23 protein-coding genes, 1 rRNA gene and 1 pseudogene are annotated in these 24,948 nt (G+C 47.6%); 18 read left to right on the plus strand and 7 right to left on the minus strand.

What is annotated here, in order from left to right:
• The 8 genes from BUB35_RS12970 to BUB35_RS13005 all read left to right on the plus strand — a co-directional run.
• Positions 1-182 (plus strand): transposase (locus tag BUB35_RS12970; protein ID WP_200777590.1); only part of this gene is annotated, 182 nt, incomplete at its 5' end.
• Between the two features lie 294 nt (positions 183-476).
• Positions 477-1,784: an MATE family efflux transporter gene (locus BUB35_RS12975; protein WP_200777610.1), complete on the plus strand. Its 1,308-nt coding sequence runs from the start codon at positions 477-479 to the stop codon at positions 1,782-1,784.
• Between the two features lie 279 nt (positions 1,785-2,063).
• Complete coding sequence (gene rfbF, locus BUB35_RS12980) at positions 2,064-2,837, plus strand: glucose-1-phosphate cytidylyltransferase (protein WP_072852398.1); 774 nt, start codon at positions 2,064-2,066, stop codon at positions 2,835-2,837.
• The gene (gene rfbG / locus BUB35_RS12985) at positions 2,816-3,874 is read left to right on the plus strand and encodes a CDP-glucose 4,6-dehydratase (protein ID WP_330391201.1); all 1,059 of its coding nucleotides are present in this window, start codon (positions 2,816-2,818) and stop codon (positions 3,872-3,874) included. The genes rfbF and rfbG overlap by 22 nt, the downstream gene beginning before the upstream one ends.
• Positions 3,865-5,193: a lipopolysaccharide biosynthesis protein RfbH gene (gene rfbH, locus BUB35_RS12990; protein ID WP_200777611.1), complete on the plus strand. Its 1,329-nt coding sequence runs from the start codon at positions 3,865-3,867 to the stop codon at positions 5,191-5,193. Before rfbG ends, rfbH begins: the two co-directional genes overlap by 10 nt.
• Complete coding sequence (locus BUB35_RS12995; RefSeq protein WP_072852402.1) at positions 5,171-6,076, plus strand: NAD-dependent epimerase/dehydratase family protein; 906 nt, start codon at positions 5,171-5,173, stop codon at positions 6,074-6,076. The genes rfbH and BUB35_RS12995 overlap by 23 nt, the downstream gene beginning before the upstream one ends.
• The gene (rfbC, locus tag BUB35_RS13000; RefSeq protein ID WP_072852403.1) at positions 6,073-6,645 is read left to right on the plus strand and encodes a dTDP-4-dehydrorhamnose 3,5-epimerase; all 573 of its coding nucleotides are present in this window, start codon (positions 6,073-6,075) and stop codon (positions 6,643-6,645) included. Before BUB35_RS12995 ends, rfbC begins: the two co-directional genes overlap by 4 nt.
• Positions 6,633-8,186 carry a glycosyltransferase family 2 protein gene (locus BUB35_RS13005; protein WP_072852406.1) on the plus strand — a complete coding sequence of 518 codons (1,554 nt, stop codon included), beginning with the start codon at positions 6,633-6,635 and terminating at the stop codon, positions 8,184-8,186. The genes rfbC and BUB35_RS13005 overlap by 13 nt, the downstream gene beginning before the upstream one ends.
• A 385-nt stretch (positions 8,187-8,571) precedes the next feature.
• Here BUB35_RS13005 and BUB35_RS13010 read toward each other — a convergent pair whose 3' ends face one another.
• The 6 genes from BUB35_RS13010 to BUB35_RS13035 all read right to left on the minus strand — a co-directional run bounded on the left by BUB35_RS13010 (position 8,572) and on the right by BUB35_RS13035 (position 14,343).
• Entirely contained in the window at positions 8,572-9,150 is a 579-nt protein-coding gene (locus BUB35_RS13010) for a TIGR03943 family putative permease subunit (RefSeq protein WP_084730693.1), read from the minus strand.
• Positions 9,151-9,154: 4 nt separating this feature from the next.
• The gene (locus BUB35_RS13015) at positions 9,155-9,973 is read right to left on the minus strand and encodes a metal ABC transporter permease (protein ID WP_022365438.1); all 819 of its coding nucleotides are present in this window, start codon (positions 9,971-9,973) and stop codon (positions 9,155-9,157) included.
• Positions 9,964-10,680: a metal ABC transporter ATP-binding protein gene (locus BUB35_RS13020; protein WP_072852408.1), complete on the minus strand. Its 717-nt coding sequence runs from the start codon at positions 10,678-10,680 to the stop codon at positions 9,964-9,966. The genes BUB35_RS13015 and BUB35_RS13020 overlap by 10 nt, the downstream gene beginning before the upstream one ends.
• A 1-nt stretch (position 10,681) precedes the next feature.
• The gene (locus BUB35_RS13025; RefSeq protein ID WP_072852410.1) at positions 10,682-12,163 is read right to left on the minus strand and encodes a metal ABC transporter solute-binding protein, Zn/Mn family; all 1,482 of its coding nucleotides are present in this window, start codon (positions 12,161-12,163) and stop codon (positions 10,682-10,684) included.
• 111 nt (positions 12,164-12,274) lie between these two features.
• The gene (locus BUB35_RS13030) at positions 12,275-12,586 is read right to left on the minus strand and encodes a hypothetical protein (RefSeq protein ID WP_022365440.1); all 312 of its coding nucleotides are present in this window, start codon (positions 12,584-12,586) and stop codon (positions 12,275-12,277) included.
• A 389-nt stretch (positions 12,587-12,975) separates the two neighbouring features.
• Positions 12,976-14,343 carry a vWA domain-containing protein gene (locus BUB35_RS13035; protein WP_072852412.1) on the minus strand — a complete coding sequence of 456 codons (1,368 nt, stop codon included), beginning with the start codon at positions 14,341-14,343 and terminating at the stop codon, positions 12,976-12,978.
• A 172-nt stretch (positions 14,344-14,515) separates the two neighbouring features.
• On the opposite strand from BUB35_RS13035, the pseudogene BUB35_RS13040 reads away from it, so the two are divergent.
• The 4 genes and pseudogenes from BUB35_RS13040 (at position 14,516) to BUB35_RS13055 (ending at position 16,830) form a co-directional block, all read left to right on the plus strand.
• Positions 14,516-14,895, plus strand: a pseudogene (locus BUB35_RS13040) (TspO/MBR family protein).
• Between the two features lie 59 nt (positions 14,896-14,954).
• Positions 14,955-15,467 (plus strand): putative immunity protein, encoded by a 513-nt coding sequence (locus BUB35_RS13045; RefSeq protein WP_072852414.1) that lies wholly within the window; start codon positions 14,955-14,957, stop codon positions 15,465-15,467.
• Between the two features lie 228 nt (positions 15,468-15,695).
• Entirely contained in the window at positions 15,696-16,184 is a 489-nt protein-coding gene (locus BUB35_RS13050; protein WP_072852416.1) for an RNA polymerase sigma factor, read from the plus strand.
• Positions 16,177-16,830 carry an anti-sigma factor family protein gene (locus BUB35_RS13055; protein WP_072852418.1) on the plus strand — a complete coding sequence of 218 codons (654 nt, stop codon included), beginning with the start codon at positions 16,177-16,179 and terminating at the stop codon, positions 16,828-16,830. The genes BUB35_RS13050 and BUB35_RS13055 overlap by 8 nt, the downstream gene beginning before the upstream one ends.
• A 55-nt stretch (positions 16,831-16,885) precedes the next feature.
• Here BUB35_RS13055 and pepF read toward each other — a convergent pair whose 3' ends face one another.
• Positions 16,886-18,682 (minus strand): oligoendopeptidase F, encoded by a 1,797-nt coding sequence (gene pepF / locus BUB35_RS13060; RefSeq protein WP_072852420.1) that lies wholly within the window; start codon positions 18,680-18,682, stop codon positions 16,886-16,888.
• 249 nt (positions 18,683-18,931) lie between these two features.
• On the opposite strand from pepF, the gene glgA reads away from it, so the two are divergent.
• The 6 genes from glgA to BUB35_RS13095 all read left to right on the plus strand — a co-directional run.
• Positions 18,932-20,374: a glycogen synthase GlgA gene (glgA, locus tag BUB35_RS13065; protein WP_072852422.1), complete on the plus strand. Its 1,443-nt coding sequence runs from the start codon at positions 18,932-18,934 to the stop codon at positions 20,372-20,374.
• Positions 20,375-20,545: 171 nt separating this feature from the next.
• On the plus strand, positions 20,546-21,892 hold the full coding sequence (locus BUB35_RS13070) for a DUF5711 family protein (protein ID WP_072852424.1): 1,347 nt from the start codon (positions 20,546-20,548) through the stop codon (positions 21,890-21,892).
• 183 nt (positions 21,893-22,075) lie between these two features.
• Positions 22,076-22,777, plus strand: coding sequence for a CvpA family protein (locus BUB35_RS13080; protein ID WP_072852428.1), 702 nt, complete (start codon positions 22,076-22,078; stop codon positions 22,775-22,777).
• 135 nt (positions 22,778-22,912) lie between these two features.
• Positions 22,913-23,800 carry a DUF4097 family beta strand repeat-containing protein gene (locus BUB35_RS13085; protein ID WP_072852430.1) on the plus strand — a complete coding sequence of 296 codons (888 nt, stop codon included), beginning with the start codon at positions 22,913-22,915 and terminating at the stop codon, positions 23,798-23,800.
• Positions 23,797-24,504 (plus strand): DUF554 domain-containing protein, encoded by a 708-nt coding sequence (locus BUB35_RS13090; RefSeq protein ID WP_084730694.1) that lies wholly within the window; start codon positions 23,797-23,799, stop codon positions 24,502-24,504. Before BUB35_RS13085 ends, BUB35_RS13090 begins: the two co-directional genes overlap by 4 nt.
• Before the next feature lie 329 nt (positions 24,505-24,833).
• Positions 24,834-24,948 (plus strand): 23S ribosomal RNA (locus BUB35_RS13095); the annotation flags it as partial.

Here is a 24,948-nt window from a genome sequence, read left to right on the forward strand (position 1 = left end):
ATCTAAAATATAAATATGGGAGAAGAAATTTCTGGGCAAGAGGATATTTTGTTGACACAGTAGGGCGAAATGAAAAGGTGATAAAAGAGTACATAAAAAATCAGTTGGAAGAAGATTATATGGTAGATCAGATTTCATTAAAAGAGTATACAGACCCGTTTACGGGTAATAGAGGAGAATAAGGCGAAAAAAGACAGCCACTTTTAGTGGCTGCCTGTAATCGTAATGCGATGCCAAATCTTCAATATTCCCTTTTAGGGAATCAGCACGTAATACCCCTTCTAGGGGTTGTTCAAACCACTAGTTTACTAGTGGTTTTGATTTTGTATTGACAAATATAAGGGATATAGGTACAATCGTGTCATGTGAGGGGTTTTTCCGCCACCGGGTGGAAAAACAAGAATACCCGTATCCATTCCGGTAGGTCGCAGCAGGAATGGGTAGGGGTATTTTTTACGTTTAGGAGGAAAAAGACCATGTTGGGAAAACAATATCTGAAATATGTATCCAGCAATATACTGGGGATGATGGGGCTTTCCTTTTATATTCTGGCAGACACCTATTTTGTGGCGGCAAGACTGGGGGCGGATGGTCTGGCGGCGCTGAACATTGCCATTCCGGGGTATTCTTTGGTCAATGCCACAGGGCTGATGGTGGCCATGGGCGGCGCTGTGCGGTACACCATTGCCCAGTCACAGGGGCAGAAAAAACAGGCGCACGAAATATTCACCAAAACCATGCTGACAGGCTGGTTTTTCGCCGCCATTTATCTTTTGATGGGCATTTTTCTGGCAACGCCTTTTGCGTCTCTTTTGGGTGCAGAAGGGGAAATCCTGCCCATGACAGCGGATTATCTGCGGATGATGCTCCTGTTTGGAGTGTTCTTCATTTCCAATGATATGATGCTGGCTTTTGTGCGAAACGACGGTGCCCCAAGGCTGGCTATGATCGGCATGATCTGCGGCAGTCTGACCAATGTGGTGCTGGACTATGTGTTCATTTTCCCATTGGATATGGGGCTGTTTGGTGCGGCATTGGCAACGGGCTTTTCTCCGGCGGTGAGCATGTGTGTCATGTCTATCCATGTGTGGAAAAAGAAAAATGGCTTTGCCTTCTGCCGGGTGAAAGAAGTGGCAAAAAGCGGACTGCTGTTCTGTAAATTGGGGATTTCTGCTTTTATCAATGAATTTGCCACAGGTGTGGTGTTGACGGTGTTCAATCTGTTGATTTTGTCCATCACTGGCAATACAGGCGTAGCGGCTTACGGTGTCATTGCCAATATCGCGTTGGTGGGAACGGCGGTGTATACGGGGCTTTCCCAAGGGACACAGCCTTTGGTCAGCCAATATTACGGCAAACGGGATCACCACAGCACAAGGAAACTGTATGGTTTTGCCATATCTTCAGCCCTTCTTCTGGGGGCAGTGATGATTGCCATTGCATGGGGATTTACGGAGCCATTGGTCAGTGTGTTCAACGGCGAAGGCAACGAGGCTTTGCAGACTATGGCAGAAGAAGGTCTGCGGCTGTATTTCATTGGGTTCCTGTCTGCGGGTATCAATATCGTTTCGGCGGTGTATCTGGGTGCCGTGGAACAGCCCATGCCATCCTTTTTCATTGCTATGACTAGAGGCGTTGTAGCGATTTTGATTTTTGCTTTCCTTCTTTCTGCATTGTTTGGGATGCTGGGCATTTGGCTGGCATTTCCGGCAGCAGAAGGGGCTACCTGCCTGTTGACAGCGGTTTTCATGTGGCGAAGCAGAAAAAGAGAAAATAAAAATTGACGGTGTTAGGGGCATCTTCATAAGAAAACAAAGAAAGCCGAAATCCTTATCATGATAAAGGATTTCGGCTTTCTTATGATATTGAGATTTTATTCGATATGTTTTCTTATGAAGACAGCCGTTGCAATTCCCCTTAAGAAATTAAGGAAACGAAAATCAATGTTTTCTTAAGGGAAAGTTGCTTTTTTACACCGTCTTTTTTTATGCCCAAAAACAGGCATAGGGCAGGCTGCTTTTTCCATATACTGAAAAGCAGAATGTTTTGGGGAGGCGGCTTCCATGAAAGCAGTCATACTGGCAGGGGGCTTTGGTACACGGATTGCGGAGGAATCCCATCTGCGCCCCAAGCCCATGATCGAAATTGGCGGCAAGCCCATTTTGTGGCATATTATGAAGATTTTCAGCGCTTACGGCGTGACGGACTTTGTCATTTGCTGCGGCTATAAGGGGTACTGCATCAAGGAGTATTTTTCCCATTATGCCCTCCATCACAGCGATGTGACGTTTGATTTTCGCAAAGGAACGGAAATGATCATCCATCACCGCCAAACGGAACCGTGGCAGGTGACTTTGGTGGATACAGGCTTGAATACCATGACAGGAGGGCGTGTGAAACGGGCAGCTTCCTATTTGGGAGGAGAACGGTTTTTCCTTACTTACGGCGATGGCGTGGCAGATGTGGATATCACCAAACTGCTGGCATTCCATGAAAAAATGGGGCGAAAAGCCACTATGACTGTGGTGCAGCCGGCAGGGCGGTTTGGTACGGCGGAAATCGAGGAGGGCTGTGTAAGAGCTTTTCGGGAGAAAGTGGACAGTGACAGCGGCTGGATCAACGGCGGTTTTCTGGTGCTGGAACCTTCTGTCTTGCCCTATTTGAAAGGGGACGAAACCATACTGGAACAGGAACCCCTGTCCACATTGGCAGCGGAAGGAGAACTGGCGGCATACCAACACAGAGGTTTCTGGCAGTGCATGGATACTCTTAGGGATAAAGAAAAACTGGAACAGCTCTGGAAAGAAGGTGCGCCGTGGCAGATTTGGGAGAAATGAAAAATTTTTATAAAGACAAACGAGTGCTGGTAACGGGGCACACGGGCTTCAAGGGAGCGTGGCTGTGTCGGTTATTGCTGGATATGGGGGCAAAGGTCTACGGCTACGCCTTGGCACCGGAAAGGGAAAGCCTGTATGGGCTGCTGGACTGGGGAAAAGGGCTGATGTCTTGTTACGAGGATATTCGCCAGCCAAAAAAACTGGCGGCTTTTGTGAAAAAAGCCGAACCGGAAGTGGTTTTCCATCTGGCGGCACAGCCCTTGGTTTCTGTGGGATATGCGCAGCCTGTGAGGACTTATGAAACCAACCTTATGGGGACGGTATATCTGCTGGAAGCGTTGCGAAAAGTGGAAAGCCTGCGGTCGGTGGTGGTGGTGACGACAGATAAGGTTTACGCCGAAACCAAAGAAGCCGCAGGGGAGGAAGATCGACTGGATGGCTTTGACCCTTATGCCAACAGCAAATCCTGTGCAGAACTGGCGGCGGCATGTTATGGTAGGTGTTTTTTGCAGGGGAAAGTAGCATTGTCCCGTTTGCGGGCAGGGAATGTCATTGGCGGCGGTGATTTTGCAGCACATCGCATCTTGCCGGACTGCATCCGGGCGGCAGTAGAACGAAAGCCCGTTGTTTTGCGACATCCTGAAGGGGTGCGTCCCTATCAGCATGTGCTGGAGCCTTTGATGGCATATCTCTGGACGGCGTGGAAACAGTGGGAAGCGCCGGAACTGGCAGACTGCTACAACGTGGCACCCAAAGGGGAGGATATTTCCAATGGGGAATTGGCTGGGCTTTTCTGCAAATATTGGGGGGACGGCATGACATGGCAGGCAGAACGGACGGATTTTCCCAGAGAACAGGCGGTTTTACGGCTGAATGGGGAGAAAATACAGGAAAAACTGGGCTGGACGCCACACTGGAATGTGGAGCAGGCAGTTTCGGCAACGGTGGCATGGACGAAGGTCTGGCAGAGAGGCGGCGACTTGACAGAAGAAATGCGCAGAGAAGCGGCGGCTTATGAGAAGGGGGAATGGATATGACGGAAGCGGAAGCAAGACGAGAGATACTGGGGAAAGTGCGGGAATATTACCACTGTTTCCATGACGGGAAACGCTGGGATGGAAAACATGTGTCTTATGGCGGCAGGGTCTACGACGAAAGAGAAATGGAAAATCTCACAGAAGCCATGCTGGATTTTGGTTTGACGGCAGGGCGGTTTGCTATGGCGTTTGAGCGGAATTTTGCCGCATACATAGGGGTGAAACACTGTGCGCTGGTCAATTCCGGTTCCTCTGCCAATCTGCTGGCATTCCATACTTTGACTTCACCTTTATTGGGGGAAAAACGCATTTGCAGGGGGGATGAAGTCATTACTGTGGCAGCAGGATTTCCCACTACGGTGGCACCCATCTTGCAGTATGGGGCGGTGCCTGTCTTTGTGGATGTGACTTTGCCTCAGTACAACATAGATGTTTCCATGTTGGAGGAAGCCCTTTCGCCCAAAACAAAGGCGGTGATGATTGCCCATACATTAGGGAATCCTTTTGATGTGAAAGCGGTAGTGGATTTCTGTCAAAAACATGATTTATGGCTGGTGGAGGACAACTGCGACGCTGTGGGGGCTGCTTACTGCTTGGATGGGAATTGGCGGAAAACAGGTACATTCGGGCATTTATCCACCGTCAGTTTTTATCCGCCTCACCATATGACCATGGGCGAGGGCGGCGCTGTCTTCACCAATGATGATTTGCTGGCAAAAATCATGGTTTCCCTCCGGGATTGGGGGCGGGACTGCACCTGTGCCCCGGGGCAGGATAACCGCTGCAAGCATCGCTTTGACAGGCAGTACGGCAAATTACCTTTTGGCTACGACCATAAATACGTTTATTCCCATTTGGGATTCAATCTGAAAGCTACGGAAATGCAGGGGGCAATCGGGTTGGCGCAGATGGAAAAACTGCCGGACTTTGTGAAAAAACGGCGGTACCACTTTGATTATCTCCTGACACTGCTGGAAAACTGCGGCGAAAAAGTGATTTTGCCGGAAGTGGCGGAAAACGCCATGGCAAGTCCCTTTGGATTCCTGCTGACCTGTCGGGAAGACATTTCCAGAGAAAACATCGTTTCCCAGCTGGAAGAAAAGGGCATCCAGACCCGTCCTCTGTTTGCAGGGAACCTCCTGCGGCATCCCTGCTTTGATACGCTGGAAAAAGGGGTGGATTATCGCGTGATTGGGGAGTTGCCTGTGACAGACCGGATTTTGCGGGATACCTTCTGGGTGGGGGTCTATCCGGGACTGACGGCGGAACAGCTGGCTTATGAGGGGGAGGTGCTCTATGACGCCATACGGAAAGCCTGAGAGGGCTGTGGTGACGGGCGGCTGCGGATTTCTGGGGCAGGTGCTGGTGCGGACACTGCTGGAAAAAGAGATTTCCGTGACGGTTACAGATTTACCGGAAAAAGAAAAAACACTGCCTAAACGAAAGGGGCTGGACTTTCAGCCCAATGTGTGGCAGGGGGATACGGAGCGGAAATATGATGTTTTCTATCATCTGGCATGGGCAGGCAGTGCGGGAGAGGGACGGAAAGATGGATTTTTGCAGGCAGAAAACATAAGGCAGACATTAGAAGCCTTGGCTTTGGCAAAAAAACTGGGGTGTCATACCTTTATCTTTGCGGGAAGCATCATGGAGGCGGAAGTGGAAGCAGCCCAAAAGGCTGGTTTGTCGCCAAAAGGTACGGACTGTTATGCCCTTGCCAAAACCGCCGCCGGAAACCTCAGCCGTGCCTTGGCAAAGGAATGGGGCATCAGACACGTGACAGGACGCATCACCAATACCTTTGGTGTAGGGGAGAAGTCTGACCGACTCATTTGCAGGGTTATGGACGCATGGGAAAAGGGCGAGATGCCGCCATTGACCGCAGGAGAGCAGATGTATGATTTTCTTTATGTGACCGATGCCGCAAGGGCTTTTGCCGCTATGGGAGAAAAGGGGATAGACGGCAAAACCTACATTATCGGCAGTGGGAAACCCCGTCCCCTGCAGAATTGGCTGGAAGAAGCTATGGAAGTGACGGGAGGAAAGGGAGATTTCGGAAAAATCCCCTTTACAGGTATTTCCCTGACAGAACAGGACTTTGACACTAAGGAGTTGGAACAGGATACGGGATTTTGCTGTCGGGTGCCTTTTGCTGAGGGCATCGGCAGACTTTGGCACTGGCGAAAGGAGGGGCGGCTGTGAGCGGGCTGGAATTTACGCCTTTGAGGCTGGAAGGATTGCAGAAAGTGACACCTTTTTATGCCACAGATCTGCGGGGATATTTTTTGAAAATATATGAAAAAGGGGCATTTCGGAGAGCGGGTATGGATGGGGAAATTTGGGAGAGTTTCGTGACCTTTTCCAAAAGAAATGTGCTGCGGGGACTGCATATCCAACGCCCGAACCCACAGGCAAAGCTGGTGACGGTTCTTTACGGGGAGATTTTCGACGTGGGGGTCGATTTGCGCCAAGGCTCACCTACCTATGGGCAGTGGGAGGGTCTTGTGCTGAGCCACGAAAACAGACAGGGGTTGTACCTGCCGGAAGGATTTGCCCATGGATTTCTGGTACGGTCGGACTTTGCTCTGGTGAGCTATCTGTGCAGTGGGGCATATGACCCGAAAGGGGATGGAGGCGTTCGCTGGGATGATGCGGACATTGGCGTGGATTGGGGACTGCCTAGGGGGATGCGTCCCATTGTGTCCCAAAGGGACGGAAATCTGCCCACATTGGCAGACTTTGAAAGGCAGGGGAGTATATGGAAGGAATGACATTTCGCTGGCAAACGGACTGGTTTCAAGATTGTATGCCCCTTTTTTCCTGTCTGCTGGAAGAAGCGGAAAGAATAGCGGCAGGGAAAACGGGGGATTTTGGAAAAATGGGGGATTTGCTGGGAGAGATTGAAAACATCTGTGACCCAGTGGAAGAATTGAAAAACTGCCATTATGCTGGACAGATGAAAAATGTCCGTGCTGTCCTTCTGGATCTGACGCAGACAGACCGGAAGGCGGAACTGGCATCCTATACCCTCCTGCCTTTTCTGTGGGAACTGGGGGAGGAAATCTATTTCTGGGGGTGTGTGGCAGAGGATGGGGGAAAACGGAAAGCTTACTGGCAGGAGGAATTTGTGTCCCATCACAGACGGGTGAATCCGAGAAGGGGTGAGCCGAAGAAAGTGACTATTTTCATTCCTGCCTGCAATCATTTGGAGTATACAAAACAGTGTGTGGAAAGCGTCCTGCGTCATACGGATTTGAGGGAATGTGAACTGCTTTTGCTGGACCATGGCTCAAAAGACGGAACAGCGGCGTATTTTCACACCATTCCCAACGCAAAAGTCATTCGGTTTCGGGAAAATGTGGGCATGCTCATGTTTTCTGTTGCCTTTCGAGCATGTTGTGGGCAGTATCTGGCTTTTGTCAGCAATGACACCATTGTGACGGAGGGCTGGCTTTCTCATTTGCTGGATTGCTTGGAAAGAGAAGAAAATGCTCTCAGCGCAACGCCAGTGACGCCTTTTACATCAAATTGTCAGGGGATTGCTCCCTGTCCCTTGGAGGGATTGGAGGATTTTGCAAAGGAATTTTATGAAAAACGAAAAGGAAACTGGCATCATCGGGCAAGAATCATGCCTGTCATTGGGGTTTATGATGTGGAAAAACTGGATAAGATGGGATTTGGTGACCGTTGGTTTCAGACCATGGAATTCTGGGATGATGATGTTTCCCTGCGGGCAAGGCGAAAGGGCTTCCGGCAGTTTCTCTGTACAGACGTGTACTGCCATCATTTCGGCAGTGTTACCGGCGGCGTGGCATGGGGGCATACGTTGACGGCTGGACGAGAACTGTTTTTGCAGAAGCATGGCGTAGATGCATGGGGGCAGGGTTTTTGCCGCAGTGAGGACATGATGGCGTTATTGCCGGAAATGGATTCGCCGGAAATATCCCTTTCTTTCCTTGCCGTGGACTGCGGTTTTGGGGACAGTATTTTTGAGGTGCAGAACTACCTGAAAGAGCAAGGGAAACAGGTGCAGACCTATGCTTTATCAGAAGCAGAAGGATACAGAGGGGATGTGTTTCCCTTTGTGCAGGGATGGCATACGGCAGTGGAAGGCTCGGCGGCAGCTTTGACAAATGCCTTTGCGGAGCGGCGGTTTTCTTTGATTCTGACGGAAAAAGGTGGGCTGTCCGAGGAGAGCATGGCGGAGCGATTATTGCAGGGCGGATATGTACTTGCCATGGACAGCGAACTGACAAAATATTTACGTCTGGCGGGAAGAAAAGGTCATTGGAGTTTATGGCAGAAAATGTAACAGATAACAGAAAACAGCCCATTTCTACCATAATGATGTAGAAATGGGCTGCTTTTGTATGTTGACCGGCATCTAAGAAATGAAAAGTGTATAGAAGATAAGTTTTTAAGGGGAGCGTTATTCAAAAGAGAAGTATAGAAGATACAGGAAAGATAAAAGATGCCGGTCAGTGAAACCGCAGTTGAGAGAGTATGGATTCACACGCATGCAATGTCATTGTTACCGCGTTTTTACGATCAGGAAAGACTGTTGGAAACCCTATGAAAAGGGAAGGTCGGTAATATGACGAATGGGAACAGAGCAGTCAGGATGGCTGAAAAAAAGTGTGCCAATGAACTGCCTGTTTCTAAATGTGAGGCTGCATAGATACGCAGCATGAAGAACGTCATTGGGTGACAAATTCTTCTCCTCTGGTCTCCAGAACTTGGAGTTCCGAAACATTGAGATACAGATCCTGGAAGGAGCCGTTTTCCACAATTTCAGGTGTACCAGTGACGCGTATCCAGGCATTTTCGTCAGGCAATGTGCCATCGTAATGGAGCAGGAAACCACCCCAGCCGTCATTGCCGCAGCAGCCAGGGCCACGGCGGTAAACCGCAGGCACATTTTGTATGCCTTCCGGATTGAAAAGCAGACCGTACATGCCTTCGACGACGATGGTTTTGTTTTCATAATCTGAAAAATTCAAAAAGATGTCATGAATCTGAGTCAGATACATTTTTTCACTGATTTCCAATACATCTTCATTTTCTAAATTACTTGTTGCCACAGGTCTTTCTGGAACGGCAGGAATCTGTTGAGATGCAACGCTGTCTTTTTCCAGAATATCTTCCAGCGTGTATGTGGTCTGGAGCTGCTGGGCAGATGACTCTATCTTTGAGATAGAAACCTTGGCTTTTGCCTGACAGCCGCTCAGCATGCAGGCAAAGATCAAAGTGCATAAGGGAAAAAGAAATCGTTTCATGACATCACATCCTTTCTTTGATTTTTCGAAACGCAAAAAAGCAGATAAAGCAAATGATATGGAGCAAAGAAATGCTGGCGCCTGTTGGTGTGGCGCAGACATAAGAAACCGTCAGACCAATGCAGAAACAAATCAAAGAAAGAAGTATGCTGCAAAGGATGACAGCGCGGAAGCTGCCAAAGGCCTGCATGGACGTAAGTGCTGGAACTACCAGTAAACTGGAAATAAGCAGGGCACCCATGGTGCGCATGCCAAGGACGATGGTCAGAGCGGTCATCAAAGCAAGAAGTCCTTGAGAGATGCCGGCAGAGCAGCCAACGGCGCTGGCAAAGATTTCGTCAAAGGTGATGGAAAAAATACGGTGATACCAGAAAAGAAATGCCAGTATCACAAACAAAGAGAGACACACAGTGAGCCAAAGTTCTTTTTGTGTGACACCCAGTATGGTGCCGAAGAGATAATTGCAGACATCTGTATTCATGCCGGTGCTGATTGAGATTACCATCACGCCAAAGGCAAGAGAGGCGGTGGAAATCAGGGCAATGGCTGCATCCGGCAGCAGAAAACTGCTTTCTTTCAGACGCAGAAGCAGAAAGGCCGCAAGGATGACAACCGGCAGAGAAATGGCCAAAGGTGCAGTATGGAGCATTGTTGCCGCTGCCAGTGTGCCGAACCCCACATGGGAAAGTCCGTCACCGATCATGGCATAGCGTTTGAGAACCATGCTTGGCCCCAAAAGAGCGGCACACAAAGAAACCAGTATGCCAACGACAAAAGCCCGCTGCATAAATGGATAGGAGAACATTTCTTGTATCAGGTGCATGAAATTTGCTGCCCCCTTTCTCCAAAACGCTGTCCTGTACCTGTGGCAAGATAGGCATCTGTGGTACCGAAAAATAACTGTTTTGTATCTAGGTGAAGAATCTTCTCGCCGTAAGAGAGGGCGTTTTTCATATCATGAGATACCATCAGCACTGCCATGTGCAGCTCTGTATGAAGCCGTTGGATTTGCTCATAGAATTCTTTGGCGGCGATAGGGTCTAGGCTGGCAATGGGCTCATCCAAAATCAGCAGATGTTTTGCCGCGCAAAGGGCCCGTGCCAGCAAGACTCGCTGCTGCTGACCGCCGGAAAGTTCCCGGAAGCAATGACGGTGCAGATGGGCAATACCCATACGTTCCAGATTTTCCATGGCTTGCTGTTTTTCTTTTTTCCCATAAAAAGGGCGCAGTTTCATGCGATTCAGACAACCCGAAAGCGTAACTTCCAACACACTTGCCGGAAAATGCTTCCATGAGGTCTTTTGCTGAGGCAGATAACCGATACCGCCTTTCAGGCAGTCCCCCAGGCGGAGGGTACCGCCGGAAGGGGGATGCAGCTGTAAGAGACCTTTTACAAGGGTGCTTTTTCCAGAACCGTTTTCACCAACGATGCAGATATACTCACCGGAAGATATGGAAAATGTGACATCTTTGACTGCCACCTTTCCATCATAAGAAAAACTGAGGTTTTCGCAGTGCAGTAATTGCATATCAGTTCAACGCCTCCTTCAGCACTTCCAGATTCTGTTCCATCAAAGACAGATATGTGGCGCCTTCTTCCACTTCTTTTGCAGAAAGGTTATGGCAGGAGTGCAGCATTCTTTTTTGCGCATGTGTGGCGTCGCAGATGGCATCGGCAATTTTGCCGTTGGAAAGCTCTATGGTAAATACCACAGGCAGCTCCGCTTTTTTCACCTGATCGATGAGAAAGGCGATGGTGGCCGGATCAGCTTCGGTCTCTGTGGAGCAGCCTGTGAAGGCGGCATAATAAGTAAGTCCATAGGCGTCAGCCAAATAGCGGAAGGGGAAACGATCCCCGAACAGGATGGTCTTGCGTTTGCTGTTTGCCATTACGCTTTTGAATTTTGCATCCAGTTCTTTCAGCTGACCGGTATAGATAACCGCGTTTTTGGAATAGAAAAGAGCGTTTTCGGAATCGATCTCCATGAGTTTCTCCGCGATCTTTTCTGCGATCTGCATGGCGTTGGCAGGAGAAGTCCAAACGTGTTCATCAATTTCTTCTTCATGGTCATGAGAAAGCATTTCGTCCAGAACTTCGTCCCCTGTCAGACTGCTGTCATAGTAGGTAGGCCAGTTTTCCATTTCTTCGGAAAGTTTATCGAAACCGTCATTTCCCATGAAGATATGGAAATGTTCGGCATGGTCTACGGGGCCAATTTCATGATCGCTGAATTGGATGTATTTGGGAGCGGCTGATGCGGGGTCAGCAGACTGGAACTGGTAGCGGACACCTTTTTTCCCGGATTCGTAGGTGAGGATGCGGAAACCTTCATAGATATATTTTGCCGTGATTGGTTTACCGTTTTCGAAAAAGGCAATGGTGTCACCGTCAATGGTGATCCGCTCTATATCGGTCTGATAACCGGCGGTGTAATACGCTTTGTATTCCGCTTCGGTCTTATCCTGTTTTTCTGCCGCTTTATGGGCAAAAACCGGGTCAAGGGTACCATCCAGCAAGTAAGGATAGACGGACTGCCAATCACCCTGCCAGTCGGCAAGGGTACGATCCTGTACGTCGGCATCTTCAAAGACACCGTCATGATGGTCTTCTTCATGTTCATGTTCCATGCCTTCCACCACTTCTTCTGTAACAGTTGGTACGCAATCTATCAGACGCATGGTCTGGGGCGCACGATCGCCAAGAGAGGCCAAAAGGTCTTCTACCCAGACATCATTTTCGCTGCCGGTATAGATAAACAGATCTGCATTCTCAATGGTTTTGATATCCTGAGGTGTTGGTTCAAAGGAGTGGCTTTCTGCGCCGGGCTTGAGCAGCAATGTGATATCTGCCTTGTCTTTGGCAATTTCCCTTGCGAAATCGTAGGGCGGGAAGATCGTGGTTACAATCTTTATATTGCCGCTGGAAAGGGTTGCCGGCTGTCCGGAAATGCCGCATGCCGCAAGAAATAAAACGACAAGAATCATAGATGATAACATGAGAATACGTTTCATGATAAATCAACCTCCAATATGAAATTTGAAATGTACAATTGTGAAATAAAATATGTTGGGAATGGCTGTATTGAAAAGAAATACAGTGATAAAGATGTGAAAAATGAGGTATTAATGATTCAATCTCACATGAAGCTGAACCAGTGTTTTTGTAAAATTGTCAGTTGTTTTTTGCAGAGTAACTGTGAGAATGGACAGAAAAGTCCAGAAAAAAATAGATACATTTCCTAAGGAAAAGGAAAATTGTTCTTTGATGCGTTCCAGATTCTGGATTTGATGACAAATGGGGCATTGATCGCCCTGACAGGGATGATGGGCTTCCTTTACTTCATAAGCCAAAGAAAGTGTAAAAAAGGCAAGCAAATAAAAGACCAAAATGGCCGCCACAAGTTTTGCTTTGGTTTTATGTTGAAGTGGATTCATGTACTTACCCTCTTGTGAATTTGTCTGGATAAAATAAGATTGGGTATGATATAGACCAAACAAATAGTATTTATATATCAAAACTATGAATTATATGTCTATGTATTTTGAAATAACAAAATATTTTATAAAATGATATTATTTTGAATTTAACATATTGCCATGGGAAAGGCAATCATACATTTATGGTTTTTAAAATTACAAACAGAATACAAAATGTATATGAAAACTGCCACGAAACAGTATGATACCGGAGTATTTTCGCAGAATAGGATCTGGAACACAAACATATGATATGAAAAAAGAGGGGAGGCGCAATACATAAAAAAGTCTGAAACCACAACAGCAGTTGGGATTCCAGACTTTCTTTTCGTTACTTTAGAAATGTTTTATTTTGCGTTGCAAACAAAATTGCTCTCGATGGCATGGGCAATGACCTGCATTTTGAACCGCCGTTTTTTGCACAGACGGCAGCTGCGGCAGGCAGTGTCGCTGTCCTCCGGCAGAACGAAGCGGATGGATTTCACATGGATGTCTCGGCAGCCGTTGGCATGATGAGCAGGAATGGTGAATGTCTGGAAGCCACGAGGGCGGCTTTCGCCTTCGTCGTCAATTTCCGTCAGGATCAATGCCAAGGCAGTGGAGCGGTTAGGGCAGATCTGACGCAGGGTCAGGCTGCATTCCAAGATACGACCCGCGTTCTCCCAGATAAAATTTCCCAGATCATACTCCAGAAAATCCTGACAGTCGTCCATGGTGAATGTGACCACAGGCGGGCAGGGAGTGACGTCGATTTCCTCAGTGCAGTCCGTAAATACCTTGCGGACAGGGAAGATGACCACATTGTTTTCCACATCGGAATACGAAATTTCTTTCATGGGGGCTTTTTCGCCAGAAGTGGTGGCAATGTGCTTCAGGCGGAAGCGCAGTGAAGCCCCTTCGATGGCCGTTGCCCCAAGTTTCGCGATGCTCCAGCGGAAGGAATGGGCATCCAGCTGTTGTGCTGTGCCTTTATCCGGCGGCAGCAGTTCCGTCAGGATAAAGTCGTCAGCCACAAATCCTTGCATGAGGATTTCTGTTGCGCCGGAATTGGAAATGTTGGCAGCCAGCTCGGCAAAGATTTCTTCCAATTCTGCTGGGGTAGGCGCAATGGAAAGGAAGGATGTGACGGGCGTAGATACCCAAAGGGATGCGGCAGGTACATCTGTGCCAAAGAGACCTTTGAGCACAACGCAGTAAATGACAACGCCGTTTTCTTTGGCTAATGTGGTGATGGGCACAGCAGAACCGCCGGCAGTGCTTTGACCGTCTGTAAACATGACCATGATTTTCTGGTGGGTGGTGTCCGGGTCAAAGAGGCTGTATGCCTTAGTGAAAGCGTCCTCGTGGTTGGTGCCGCCGTCGATGGTCAGGTTATTGACAGCCGTTTTCAGGTCTGCCGTATTTGTCAAAAATCCTGTCCGCTGGGTGGCAGTCCGGGCAAAGCTGACGATGGCAATCTGACTGCCGCCGCCGATATTGCCGTCCTGATTTTCGTCAGTGGATTCGTCGATGATGTCGATGAATGTTTTGACACTGGCTTTCATGGCGGCAAAAGGTTCACCTTCCATGCTGCCGGAACAGTCCAGCACCATGACGATGTCAGCCGGATTGGAAACGATGTCGAGACCTGCGGAAAGAGAAAGAATCCCTTCTACCTCGCCGCCGCAGGAAATGGTATCGGGAAAAAGTGTATAAGAAGAAGCAGTAATACCCATAATGAAAATGCCTCCTGTAAAGTTTTGTACTTGCTTTATGATATGCAGCAGGAGGTTGTTTTGACACGAAGGGGGCGCAAATATGGAAATGAACGGGAAAAAGAAATGCTGGTTTTATATTCTGGTGCCGCTGGTGGCAGGAGCGGCAGCGGGCATGATTTCCGGCAGCGGCATGGCAGCTTATGAACAGATGGCAAAACCGCCCTTATCACCGCCGGGATGGGTATTTCCGGTGGTCTGGACGATTTTGTATATCCTTATGGGCATTGCCGCCTGTCTGGTGGCAAAAAGTTATGACCCAGACAGTCAGGAGGCAATCAGGGCTTTTTGGTGCAGCTCATCGTCAATGTAATCTGGCCCATTCTGTTTCTTGGTCTGGGGCTTTGCGGTCTGGCTTTTGGGTGGCTGGTGCTGCTTTGGGTGCTGGTGTTCCGGCTGTGGAAACAGTTTAAAAGCATCGACAAACGGGCAGGATATTTGCTGGTGCCTTATTTGCTGTGGCTCACATTCGCAGGGTATTTGAATCTTTCCATCTGCCTTATGGGGTATTGAAGGACGGGAGCAGCTATGTTACCATGTCCCTAAGGAATCAAAAGAAATGAGGCGAGGATATGGCAAAGCTGCGAAAAACATTGGGAAGTCCTACGGAACCGGCAGTGGTGGCGTTGATGGAAGGCATGGAAGGAAAGTCCAAAGAAACCCTGACAACATGGGCAATGGCTTATGTGACGGAAAAGTATCTGCCCTTGGTGGCAGAAACGCCGCTTTTTGCGGAACTGCTGGAAAAGACAAAAGATTGCATGGTTAGCAGTCTGCCTTTGAAGGAATGGAAAGGGCTTCTCTCTGAGGCGAGAAAAGCGTCAGCGGCGGAAAAAGAGCCTGTACGGGAAGCAGCGGCAAGAGCCATTGTCACCGCCTGCGGCACATGGCAGACACCCACCAATGCTTTGGGATTTTGTTTTTATGGGGCAGCGGCTATGGCTTACCATCAGGCAGGTACGGCAGAAACCAAAGAAACCTATGATATGCTTGCCACAAAGGAATTGGAACAGATTTTGGCATCTCTGATGCAGGTCAAGACAGCGCCGGATGAACAGGCGGCAAAACTTCAATGGAATTGTTGAGATAGGATGATAAAAAGTCGGAGAAAGCAACTTCCCTTAAGAAAACATACAGACACAATCTTAATAAAGATAAGAAAGCTGGAATCCTCTGTATGAAAAGGATTTCAGCTTTCTTTGTTTTCTTATGAAGATGCCCCTAAACTTCCGGCTTTTTTCATTGAAAAAATTTTTGACATGCTGTAACGTTTTTTGTTTTTGTGCGTGAATTGGGTGAAAGGGGGGAAAAACATGGACTTTGACCAAGTGTATCGGGCGTTTTTCCGGGATGTGCTGTTCTATGTCTGGGGGTTGTGCGGTGACCGTGTGCTGGCAGAGGAAATCGCTCAGGAAACTTTTTTCAAAGCCCTGAAATCCATTGACCGATTTGACGGGCAGGGGGATATTCGCCCATGGCTCTTTGCCATCAGCAAGAACACCTATTATGACCATTGTCGGAAGCAGAAAAAGACGGAGCCCTTGGAAGCAGAAAAGGAACAGGCAGCGGAACCGTTGTTTTTGGAGAAAATGACAGACGCGGAAACGGCTTTTGCGGTGCATGGATTTCTCCATGAAATGGACGAGCCATACAAAGAGGTGTTTACCCTGCGGGTATTTGGGGAACTGCCTTTCGAGAAAATTGGACAACTTTTCGGAAAAAGCGCAAGTTGGGCAAGGGTGACTTATTACAGGGCAAAACAGAAAGTGACAGCATATATGGAGGAGATGGAGCATGAATAAAATCAACTGTAATATCATTGGAGATTTGCTGCCGTTATATGTGGATGGAGCGGTCAGTGAGGACACAAAAAAACTGGTGGAGGAACATCTGGCAGAATGTGCGGACTGCAAAAAAGCGGCAGAGGACATGAGAAAAGAATTGGTGCTGCCTGTCCATGAGACGGTAAGGGCGGCGGAAACCAGTTTTTTGCAGAAAATGAAGAAAACGTGGCAGAAAAGGCGGATTCGTACCGCAGTGATTTCTGTTGCAGTAACGGCAGGAGTCATTTTGGGAAGTTATATGGCGCTGACTATCCCCCAGTGGATTATTCCCTATAAGCCAGTGGATTTTTCTGTGGCAGTAGAGGACGGGATGGTCTGTGTGTATTATACAGGGAAAGGCAGGATTAACTGCTCTTATGGTTATGATGGAGAAGATGAATTTTTCTTATACTTTACACAAAGTCCATGGTCTGCCTATGTGGAACCGCTTTTGGAAGATGCGGAGCAGGAGGAGCCCTATCGCTATCAGATAGACTCTGTAGACTGTATCGCGAAAGTTTATTATGGTGAGTTTAGTAAAGGGCTGGATGTACTTTATGGCAAAGAGGCGGAAATGGCAGCGCAGACGGAGCTGATCTGGATAAGGGATGAAGCTTCCCAGTAACAGAAAAAAGCACAAAACCAAGAGGCTTTGTGCTTTTTGTGTTTGCAAATGACAATCAGAATTTTTCCATTTCATCCAGCAGGCTTTCGAAAACAGCCATGGCGTTTTCCACAGCATCTTTCTTAGACATATCCACGCCCGCACCTTTCAGCAGGTCAATGGAATATTCGCTGTCGCCTTTGGAAAGGAAGTCCAGATATGCGTCCACAGCAGGCTGTCCTTCAGAAAGGATTTTTCTGGAAAGGGCAATGGCTGCGCTGTAACCGGTTGCATACTGATATACATAGAAAGCGTTATAGAAATGGGGGATTCTTGCCCATTCGATGTCGATTTCTTCATCAATGACGATGTCATCACCGAAATACAGTCTGTTCAGGTCATGGTAAATTTTGTTCATGCCTTCCCATGTCAAAGGTTCGCCTTTTTCTGCCATTTCGTGGGTAATCTTTTCAAATTCCGCAAACATGGTCTGGCGGAACAAAGTACCGCGGAACTGTTCTAAGAAGTAGTTCACCAGATATTTCCGCATGTTTTTGTCCTCTGTTGTTTTCAGCAGGTATTCCATGAGGAGGGCTTCGTTGCAGGTGGAAGCCACTTCTGCCACGAAAATTTTATGTCCGCTGTAAAGATAAGGCTGTTTTTCCCATGTGAAATAGCTGTGAAGGGCGTGACCCATTTCGTGCGCCAGTGTAAACATGCTGTTGACGGTGTCGTTATGGTTCAGGAGCACATAGGGGTGTACGCCGTAGCTGCCCCAGGAATATGCGCCGCTGCGTTTGCCTTCGTTTTCGTAAACGTCAATCCAGCCTGCGTTCATGCCATAATGGAGAGCGTCGGTGTATTTTTTGCCCATGACAGCAAGGGCTTTTTCTACGGTTTCTTTTGCTTCTTCGAAAGTGATTTTTGCGTCCACATCCTCCACCAAGGGTGCGTACAGATCGTACATGTGGACTTCGTCCAGCCCCAGCAGTTTTTTTCTGAGGGCAACATAACGATGCATCAGATGCAGATTGGCATGGACGGTTTCGATGAGGTTATCATAAACAGAAAGAGGAATATTGTCATCATATAATGCCATGGCTCTGGCAGAGTCGTACTTTCTGGCGGAAGCAAAGAATACGTCGCTTTTCACGGAAGCAGCGTAAGTTGCTGCCAGTGTGTTTTTCTGTTTCAGATAAGCAGCATACAATGTTTGGAAAGCTTCTTTGCGGACACGGCGGTCACTGCTTTCGAGGAATGTCACATATCTGCCTTTGGTCAGAGGCACTTTGTCCCCATCGGCGTCGGTGATGTCCCCAAAACGCATATCTGCGTCATTGAGCATGGTGAAAATGTTCTGGGGTGCGCCGCCCAGTTCCGCTGTTTTTGCCAGCAGGCTTTCTTCAGCAGGAGAAAGGGTGTGGGCTTTCTGACGCAGGAGATTGTCAAAGAAATGGTCGTAGAGGTGGAAATCTTCCGCCCGTTCCATACGGAAATCCGCCAGCACATCTTCCGGCAGGGAAAGGATTTCCGGTGTCAGGAAGGAAATGGCGTCGGAATAACGAATCAGGAGCATTTCTGCTCTGGAAGCCATACCCTGATAGAAAGCATTTGCGCTGTCTTCATGCATACGCATATTGGCATAGGTATAAACCTGATCCAGAATCAGAGACAGTTCCTGATTCTTTTCCAGGCATGCCAAAAGTGTGGCTGCGCTTTCACCCAGATGACCGCTGTAAGCAGCCAATTCTGGAATTTCTTCCATGAGCATGGTATAAGCTTCTTCCCAGAGGGAATCATTTTCATAATAGTCTTCGATGTGCCATTTATCTGCGGCGGCAACATCACACCGCTTTGGTAAGGTATGTTTCAAATGGAATCATCCTTTCTATATTGCTGAATTTGTCAGACGGGAAACGTCCCTTTTGTGGGATTTCACAGGGGCATGCCCCTTTTTTGCGTGAAATCTTTTTTTAGTATACCACTTTTGGCTAAGAATAAAAAGGAGTTATAGGCATATGACGACAAAACAGGAAAATCTATACAAAACATGAATGTATTGGTGAATATTTTCTTGCTGAATGTTGGAATTCATAGTATGATGATAATGAGGTGAGGTAGCATGAAAGATTGCTTGAAAGTATTACTGGTGGCCTCTGAGGCTGCGCCCTTTATCAAAAGCGGCGGTCTGGGCGATGTGGCAGGTTCTTTGCCCAAAGCACTGCGGGCACAGGGTGTCGATGTGCGGGTAGTCATTCCCCGTTACATGACAGTTAAGGAAAAAGAAATGTATGGAGTGGAATATCTGGGCGAATTCCCTGTTCATCTGCTGTGGCGGACACAGCAGGCAAAAATTTTAGTGAAGCCCAGTGAAATCCCCATTTATTTTATAGAAAATAATTTTTATTTCGGTCGCGGCGGCTTATATGGCTATGGAGATGACAACGAACGTTTTGCATTCTTTGGCAAAGCGGTTATGGATATGATGGCAATGCTGGACTTCTATCCCGATGTGATCCACTGCAATGACTGGCAGACTGGTCCTGTCTGCATGTATTTGAAGGAAATCTATCGGAAGATGATCTATTATTCTCGTATCAAAACACTGTTTACCATTCATAACTTGCAGTATCAGGGGAATTTTGACAAGAGCACCATGGAACTTCTGGGTGTGCCCTATTACTGTTATGAAAACGGCAACGTGGAATTTTACGGCAATGTCAGCTACATGAAAATGGGGCTGATGTATGCAGACCGTATCAGCACCGTCAGCCAGACTTACGCAAAAGAAATCCAGACATGGCAGTATGGTTACGGCATGGATGGTATTTTGAAAAGCCGGAAGAATGTCCTCAGCGGCATCATCAACGGCATTGACTATGTGACAAACGATCCCGCTACAGACAAACGGATTCAGGTGCATTTCGACGCAGATCATCTGGAAGGCAAGGCGGAAAACAAACGGCTATTACAGGAAAGACTGGGTCTGGAACAGAGAGATGTGCCCATCATCGGCATGATCACCAGACTGGCAGACCAGAAAGGTCTGGATATCCTTTCTTATGTATTTGATGAAATGATGTGCAGAGATGTGCAGTTCGTTCTGCTGGGTACAGGGGAAAATCGTTTTGAATACCTGTTCCGCAGTATGGAAGAACGCTATCGCGGCAGAGTCAGCGCCAATATTTTCTTCGACGAAAATCTGGCACAGCAGATCTATGCAGGTTCTGATATGTTCCTGATGCCTTCTCTGTTTGAACCCTGCGGTCTGGGTCAGATGTTTGCCCTGCGTTACGGTACCGTGCCCATCGTGCGGAAAACAGGCGGTCTGGCAGACACCATCTTCCAGTACAGCACAGAAACAAAAGAGGGCAATGGTTTCCTCTTTGAAACATACGACGGTAACGGGCTTCTGTGGGCATTGGATCAGGCACTGGCAGTATACCATCAGGGCAAAGATGAATGGCAGAATGTGGTAAAAAATGCCATGGCTTCCAATTATTCCTGGGAAAGCTCCGCAAGAGAATATATCAAACTTTACGAAAGTCTGCGGGACGGCGAATAAGCCTTTTCGCATTTACAGAAAACAAAAACAAGAAGTCAGAAATTTTAATGGGAAGTTTCTGGCTTCTTTTTTGGTTAGAATTTGGCTTTCCCCTGTCCTATGGTTTGCAAAAGAACGGTGAATGTAGTATGATGAAAGCCTAAAGACGCACAGAAGGAGGGTCTGGTTTTAATGGAAAAACAAACCCCAAAAAAATTTCATTTTACAAAGCAGATGAAAATCGGTCTGGCTGTGGTGCTGGTGCTTTGCATCGGCTGCGGTCTGGTATATCTGGATACGGCTTACGGCAGCGGGAAAATCCGCAGTCTGTTTGTCAAATCCAGTGTGACACAAAATGCAGGAAATGCTTCAGCAGGGGTGCTGGCGGAAATCCCTCTGGATGCGGGCAGTTCCGCGTCTTTTGCTGTGTTTGATGAGGCATTTTTGCTCTGCACAAAAGACGGTGCCAAGTATTACAACAGTGTAGGCGACCAGAAATGGAACGACACATTCAATATGACCACACCTACGGTGATTCAGGAAGGCTCTTTCATGGCTGTAGGCGATTTGGGCGGCAAGAATGTCCGGGTCTATGACGAAAGCGGTCTGCTGTATAATGTACAGCTGGAAGGAAATCTCAGTCAGTTTGCCCTGAACCAAAACGGGTATCTTTCTTTGCTGGAAAAGAAAGACAGTGGTTACGAGGTAAAAATCTATAATTCCAAAGGCACACTGCTCAAAGGCAGGGTGGAAGAAACCGCAGGGGTATACCCCATTTCCACGGACGTGTCTGATGACAATAAGTCTTTTGCTGTCAGCTATGTGGATACCACCGATGTGTATCCCATTGGGCGGGTGCTGTTTTTCTATGTCAATCCAGAAGACAGCGAAAACTATACAGATAGTTTGTATGCTTCTGCTGCGGATAAGGCAGATGAAATCATTGGCACCATTAGTTATCGCAGCAACGGCGTTCTGGCGGCAGTTTCCGATAAGGGTGTTTATGGTTTCAAGGACAGCGAAGAAGTCTGGAGTTACCACTTGACCAATGTGGTGGATTATGTTTCTTTCCAGCAAAAAGACAGAGTGGTGCTCACATTGGGTGATGCCCTGCCCGGAGAAGAAGGCAAAGAAGAAGGCACTGTCTGCTGGCTCAGCTCCAATGGGGCAGAAGAAGCTTCTTATGTCAGCGGAAAGGACATCACCTATCTGAGTGTATGGAAAGATGGCATTGTGTTGGGCACAGACCATACTTATATTGGCATCCGTCATACAGGACGGGAAGCTTGGACCTATCAGGCAACACAGGATGTGACAGACGTGATCCCCATGGAAAGTTTTTCTCATGTACTGGTGGTGGGTCAGGATATGGCACGGATTCTGGATATGGACAAATACACAGGCAAGGTGCCTGACGTGCCGGAAGATCTGGTGGAAACCACACCGGAAGTGCAAACAGATGAACCGCTGCCGGCAGAGGGAGAAACAAATACTGACGCAACCCAGGAGGATGGCAGTCAGGAAGGAACAGAAGGTTAGCAGGAAACAACTGGCACAGAAGGTGAAACCAACGCTTCTGATACACAGGCAACAGAAACACCTGAAACAGAAGGAACAACAGATACAGAACAGACAGAAACAACAGAAACAACGCAGCCTGCGGAGAATACGGAATCGGGGGATGTTCCCGCAGAGTCTTAATGGTAGGAGGTGGGCAGAAGAATGACATTTTTGCCCTATATATTAGATATTCTGGCGTTGGTGCTGGTGGTGGGGACGGCAGTGCAGGCGTACCGCAAGGGTTTTGTGCGGGCGGCACTGAATTTCCTGCCAATGGTGGCAGCGCTGGCGGCAACCAGGTTTTTGACGCCTACAGTCAGTGAGCTTTTACGAAAAACACCCTTTTTCGATGCCCTGACCAATACAGTAGGCAATGGGCTGCATTTGGAGAACGCCATTGGGGACGCTGCTATGCAGACCCAGACAGAAATCATTGAAAGCATGCATTTGCCGGATTTTCTGAAGGAAAGTCTGGTGGAAAACAACAATCCGGTGATTTATCATCTGCTGGATGTGGAAAGTTTGCAGTCCTATATTGCAGGTTTTCTGGCCAATATCTGCATCAATATCATCAGTGTACTGCTGGTGTTTATTGTGGTATGGCTGGCAGTGAAATTTGTATTGAAGGCGCTGAATCTCATCAGCAAACTGCCTGTATTGAATTTCTTCAACCGGGCATGCGGCTTTTTGGTAGGTTTGCTGAAAGGATTGTGCGTAGCATGGCTCATTTGTTTTGTGCTGACATTTTTCCAGTGCAATTCCGCCTTCGACTTTTTCTTCGATGCGTTGAATTTGACCCATGTGGCACTGCCTTTGTACGAAAACAACATATTGATGTATTTTATTTTGACCATATTTGCTTGAATTGACGAGAAAAATGACGGTGTGAAAACCGTCATTTTTTTGTGGGAAGAAACGGGAAAAGCCGTTGCTTTTTTGAAATCCATATGTTAAAATGCCACATCTTTCGAAAGAAATCTAAATTGAAAGAGGAAAATCATGAAACAAACAACAGGAAAAGGGAAGCAATGGCTGATGCTGCCAGTGGTTCTGTTATTTTTGTGCGCATGTGGCACACAAAAACAGATGGTGGAAATGTCGTCAGAAGTTTATGAACTGCCGCAGAGCTGCGGAGAACTCATAGTTACGGCGGATGTCGGCAGCGTTTTCATCCAGAAAGGAGAAAAAGCGCAGCTGAAAACAGAACATGTTGTTTCTGAATGGCTGACGGTGACAGAGAAAAATGGCATTGTGACTGTATCCTATATCCCACCGGACGAAGAAGCGGTGGAGGACATGGAAACAGACAGCCATCATTTGACACTGACTTTGCCGGAAGATTGGATGCCGGAAAAAGCGGTGCTGACAGCAGGCACAGGACCATTTTATGTGGATGGGGCAGAAGCAAAAGAACTATTGCTGCATCAGGGCTCTGGACAAGTGCGCCTTGAAGATGTGACAGCGGAAAATCTGGAGCTGGAATGCGGCGGCGGCCTGGCAGAAGGGGAATATTTGCAGGTGGCAAAGAAGCTGACCATCCATGGCGGCATGGGAGATGTGGACTTTGCTGGCAGTCTGGGGGATGAAATTCAGCTGGATGGCGGCACAGGAAAAATTTCCCTGACTATGCCGGAAACAGCAGAGGATTATGATATATCCGGTTCTTTTTTCACCAGAAATGTTACGGTAAATGGAAAAACATTGGAGCCGGAAGTTTCCGTGGAACAAAATGGCGGCGATTTGGACAGCTGGGAAATGGACTTTGATGAAGATTTTACCGTTCCCCAACAGAATACGGAAGGAAAAAAACAAATCCATATAGACGGCGGCACAGGTGAGATTGCGCTGACTTTTGCCGGAAATATAGAAAAGGGGGCGACAGCATGATTCCAAGAGGGGTAATACTGGATTGTTGTCGTGTTTTGCTTGGAGCCAATGCTGGCACACTGCTGCGGAATAAGATTCCAACGAAACTTCAGGAGCCACTGATGGTGATATTCGGTATGTGCGCCATTGCCATTGGTATGGTTTCTGTGATCAAGCTGGAGTCTTTGCCGGCGGTGCTTCTGGCATTGATTTTGGGAACGATTATAGGAGAATTGGCTGACTTGGACAGAAGAATCAAAACGGGATTTTTGCATGGACTGCATCACCTGCATTTCAAAATCGAAGGGGATAAAGAAATTTATATGCGGTTTTATCTGGTAGTGGCAGTGACCCTCTGTGCCAGCGGAACCAACATCTTCGGTGCCTTTCAGGAAGGCGCAACGGGGGATATGACCATATTGATGTCAAAGGCGGTTATGGATATTTTCGCGGCAGCCATATTTGCCATGGCGCTGGGATTTGGCATGAATCTGATTGTGGTGCCGCAGTTTCTCATATTGTCTTTATGTTTTTACGCGGGGAAATGGATGATGTCCTATCTTGATCCTTCGGCGATACAGAATTTTATTGCTGTGGGTGGCTTGATGACATTTATTTTGGGACTGAATATTGCAAAAATCAAAGAAGTGCGGGCGGCAAATTTGCTGCCGGCATTGGCGGTCGTGTTCCCGGCAACGGCGTTTTTCCAACTGTTAGGCGCGTAAAATGAAAAAAGTTTTCGACGAAAAGCCCTGTTTTTACAGGGTTTTTTGTGTTTTGTAAAAAAAATCTTAAAAAAATGTAAAAAAGATGTTGACAAGAAATAGTTCCCATGATAATATACTTAGGCGGTCGCAAGAACGACCGAAACAAAAAGAAAGAATGCACCTTGAAAACTGAATACAAGACAAACAAGAGTCAATAAAATCGAGAAATTTATTGAAAAATAAAATGTAGTAAAGCAATCAACATTTTATTTCGCTATAAATGATCATTCCAAGAACAAAAGCTATTGTTTTTAGAACCGACACAAGCTTAGCTTGTGTTGCAAGAAGGTCAAGCAAGAAAGAGCACAGGGTGAATGCCTTGGCACTGGGAGCCGATGAAAGACGTGGTAAGCTGCGAAAAGCTTCGGGGAGGCGCAAACAGCCATCGATCCGGAGATTTCT

It is taken from the genome of Anaerotignum lactatifermentans DSM 14214, assembly GCF_900142265.1.
Lineage (GTDB): Bacteria > Bacillota > Clostridia > Lachnospirales > Anaerotignaceae > Anaerotignum > Anaerotignum lactatifermentans.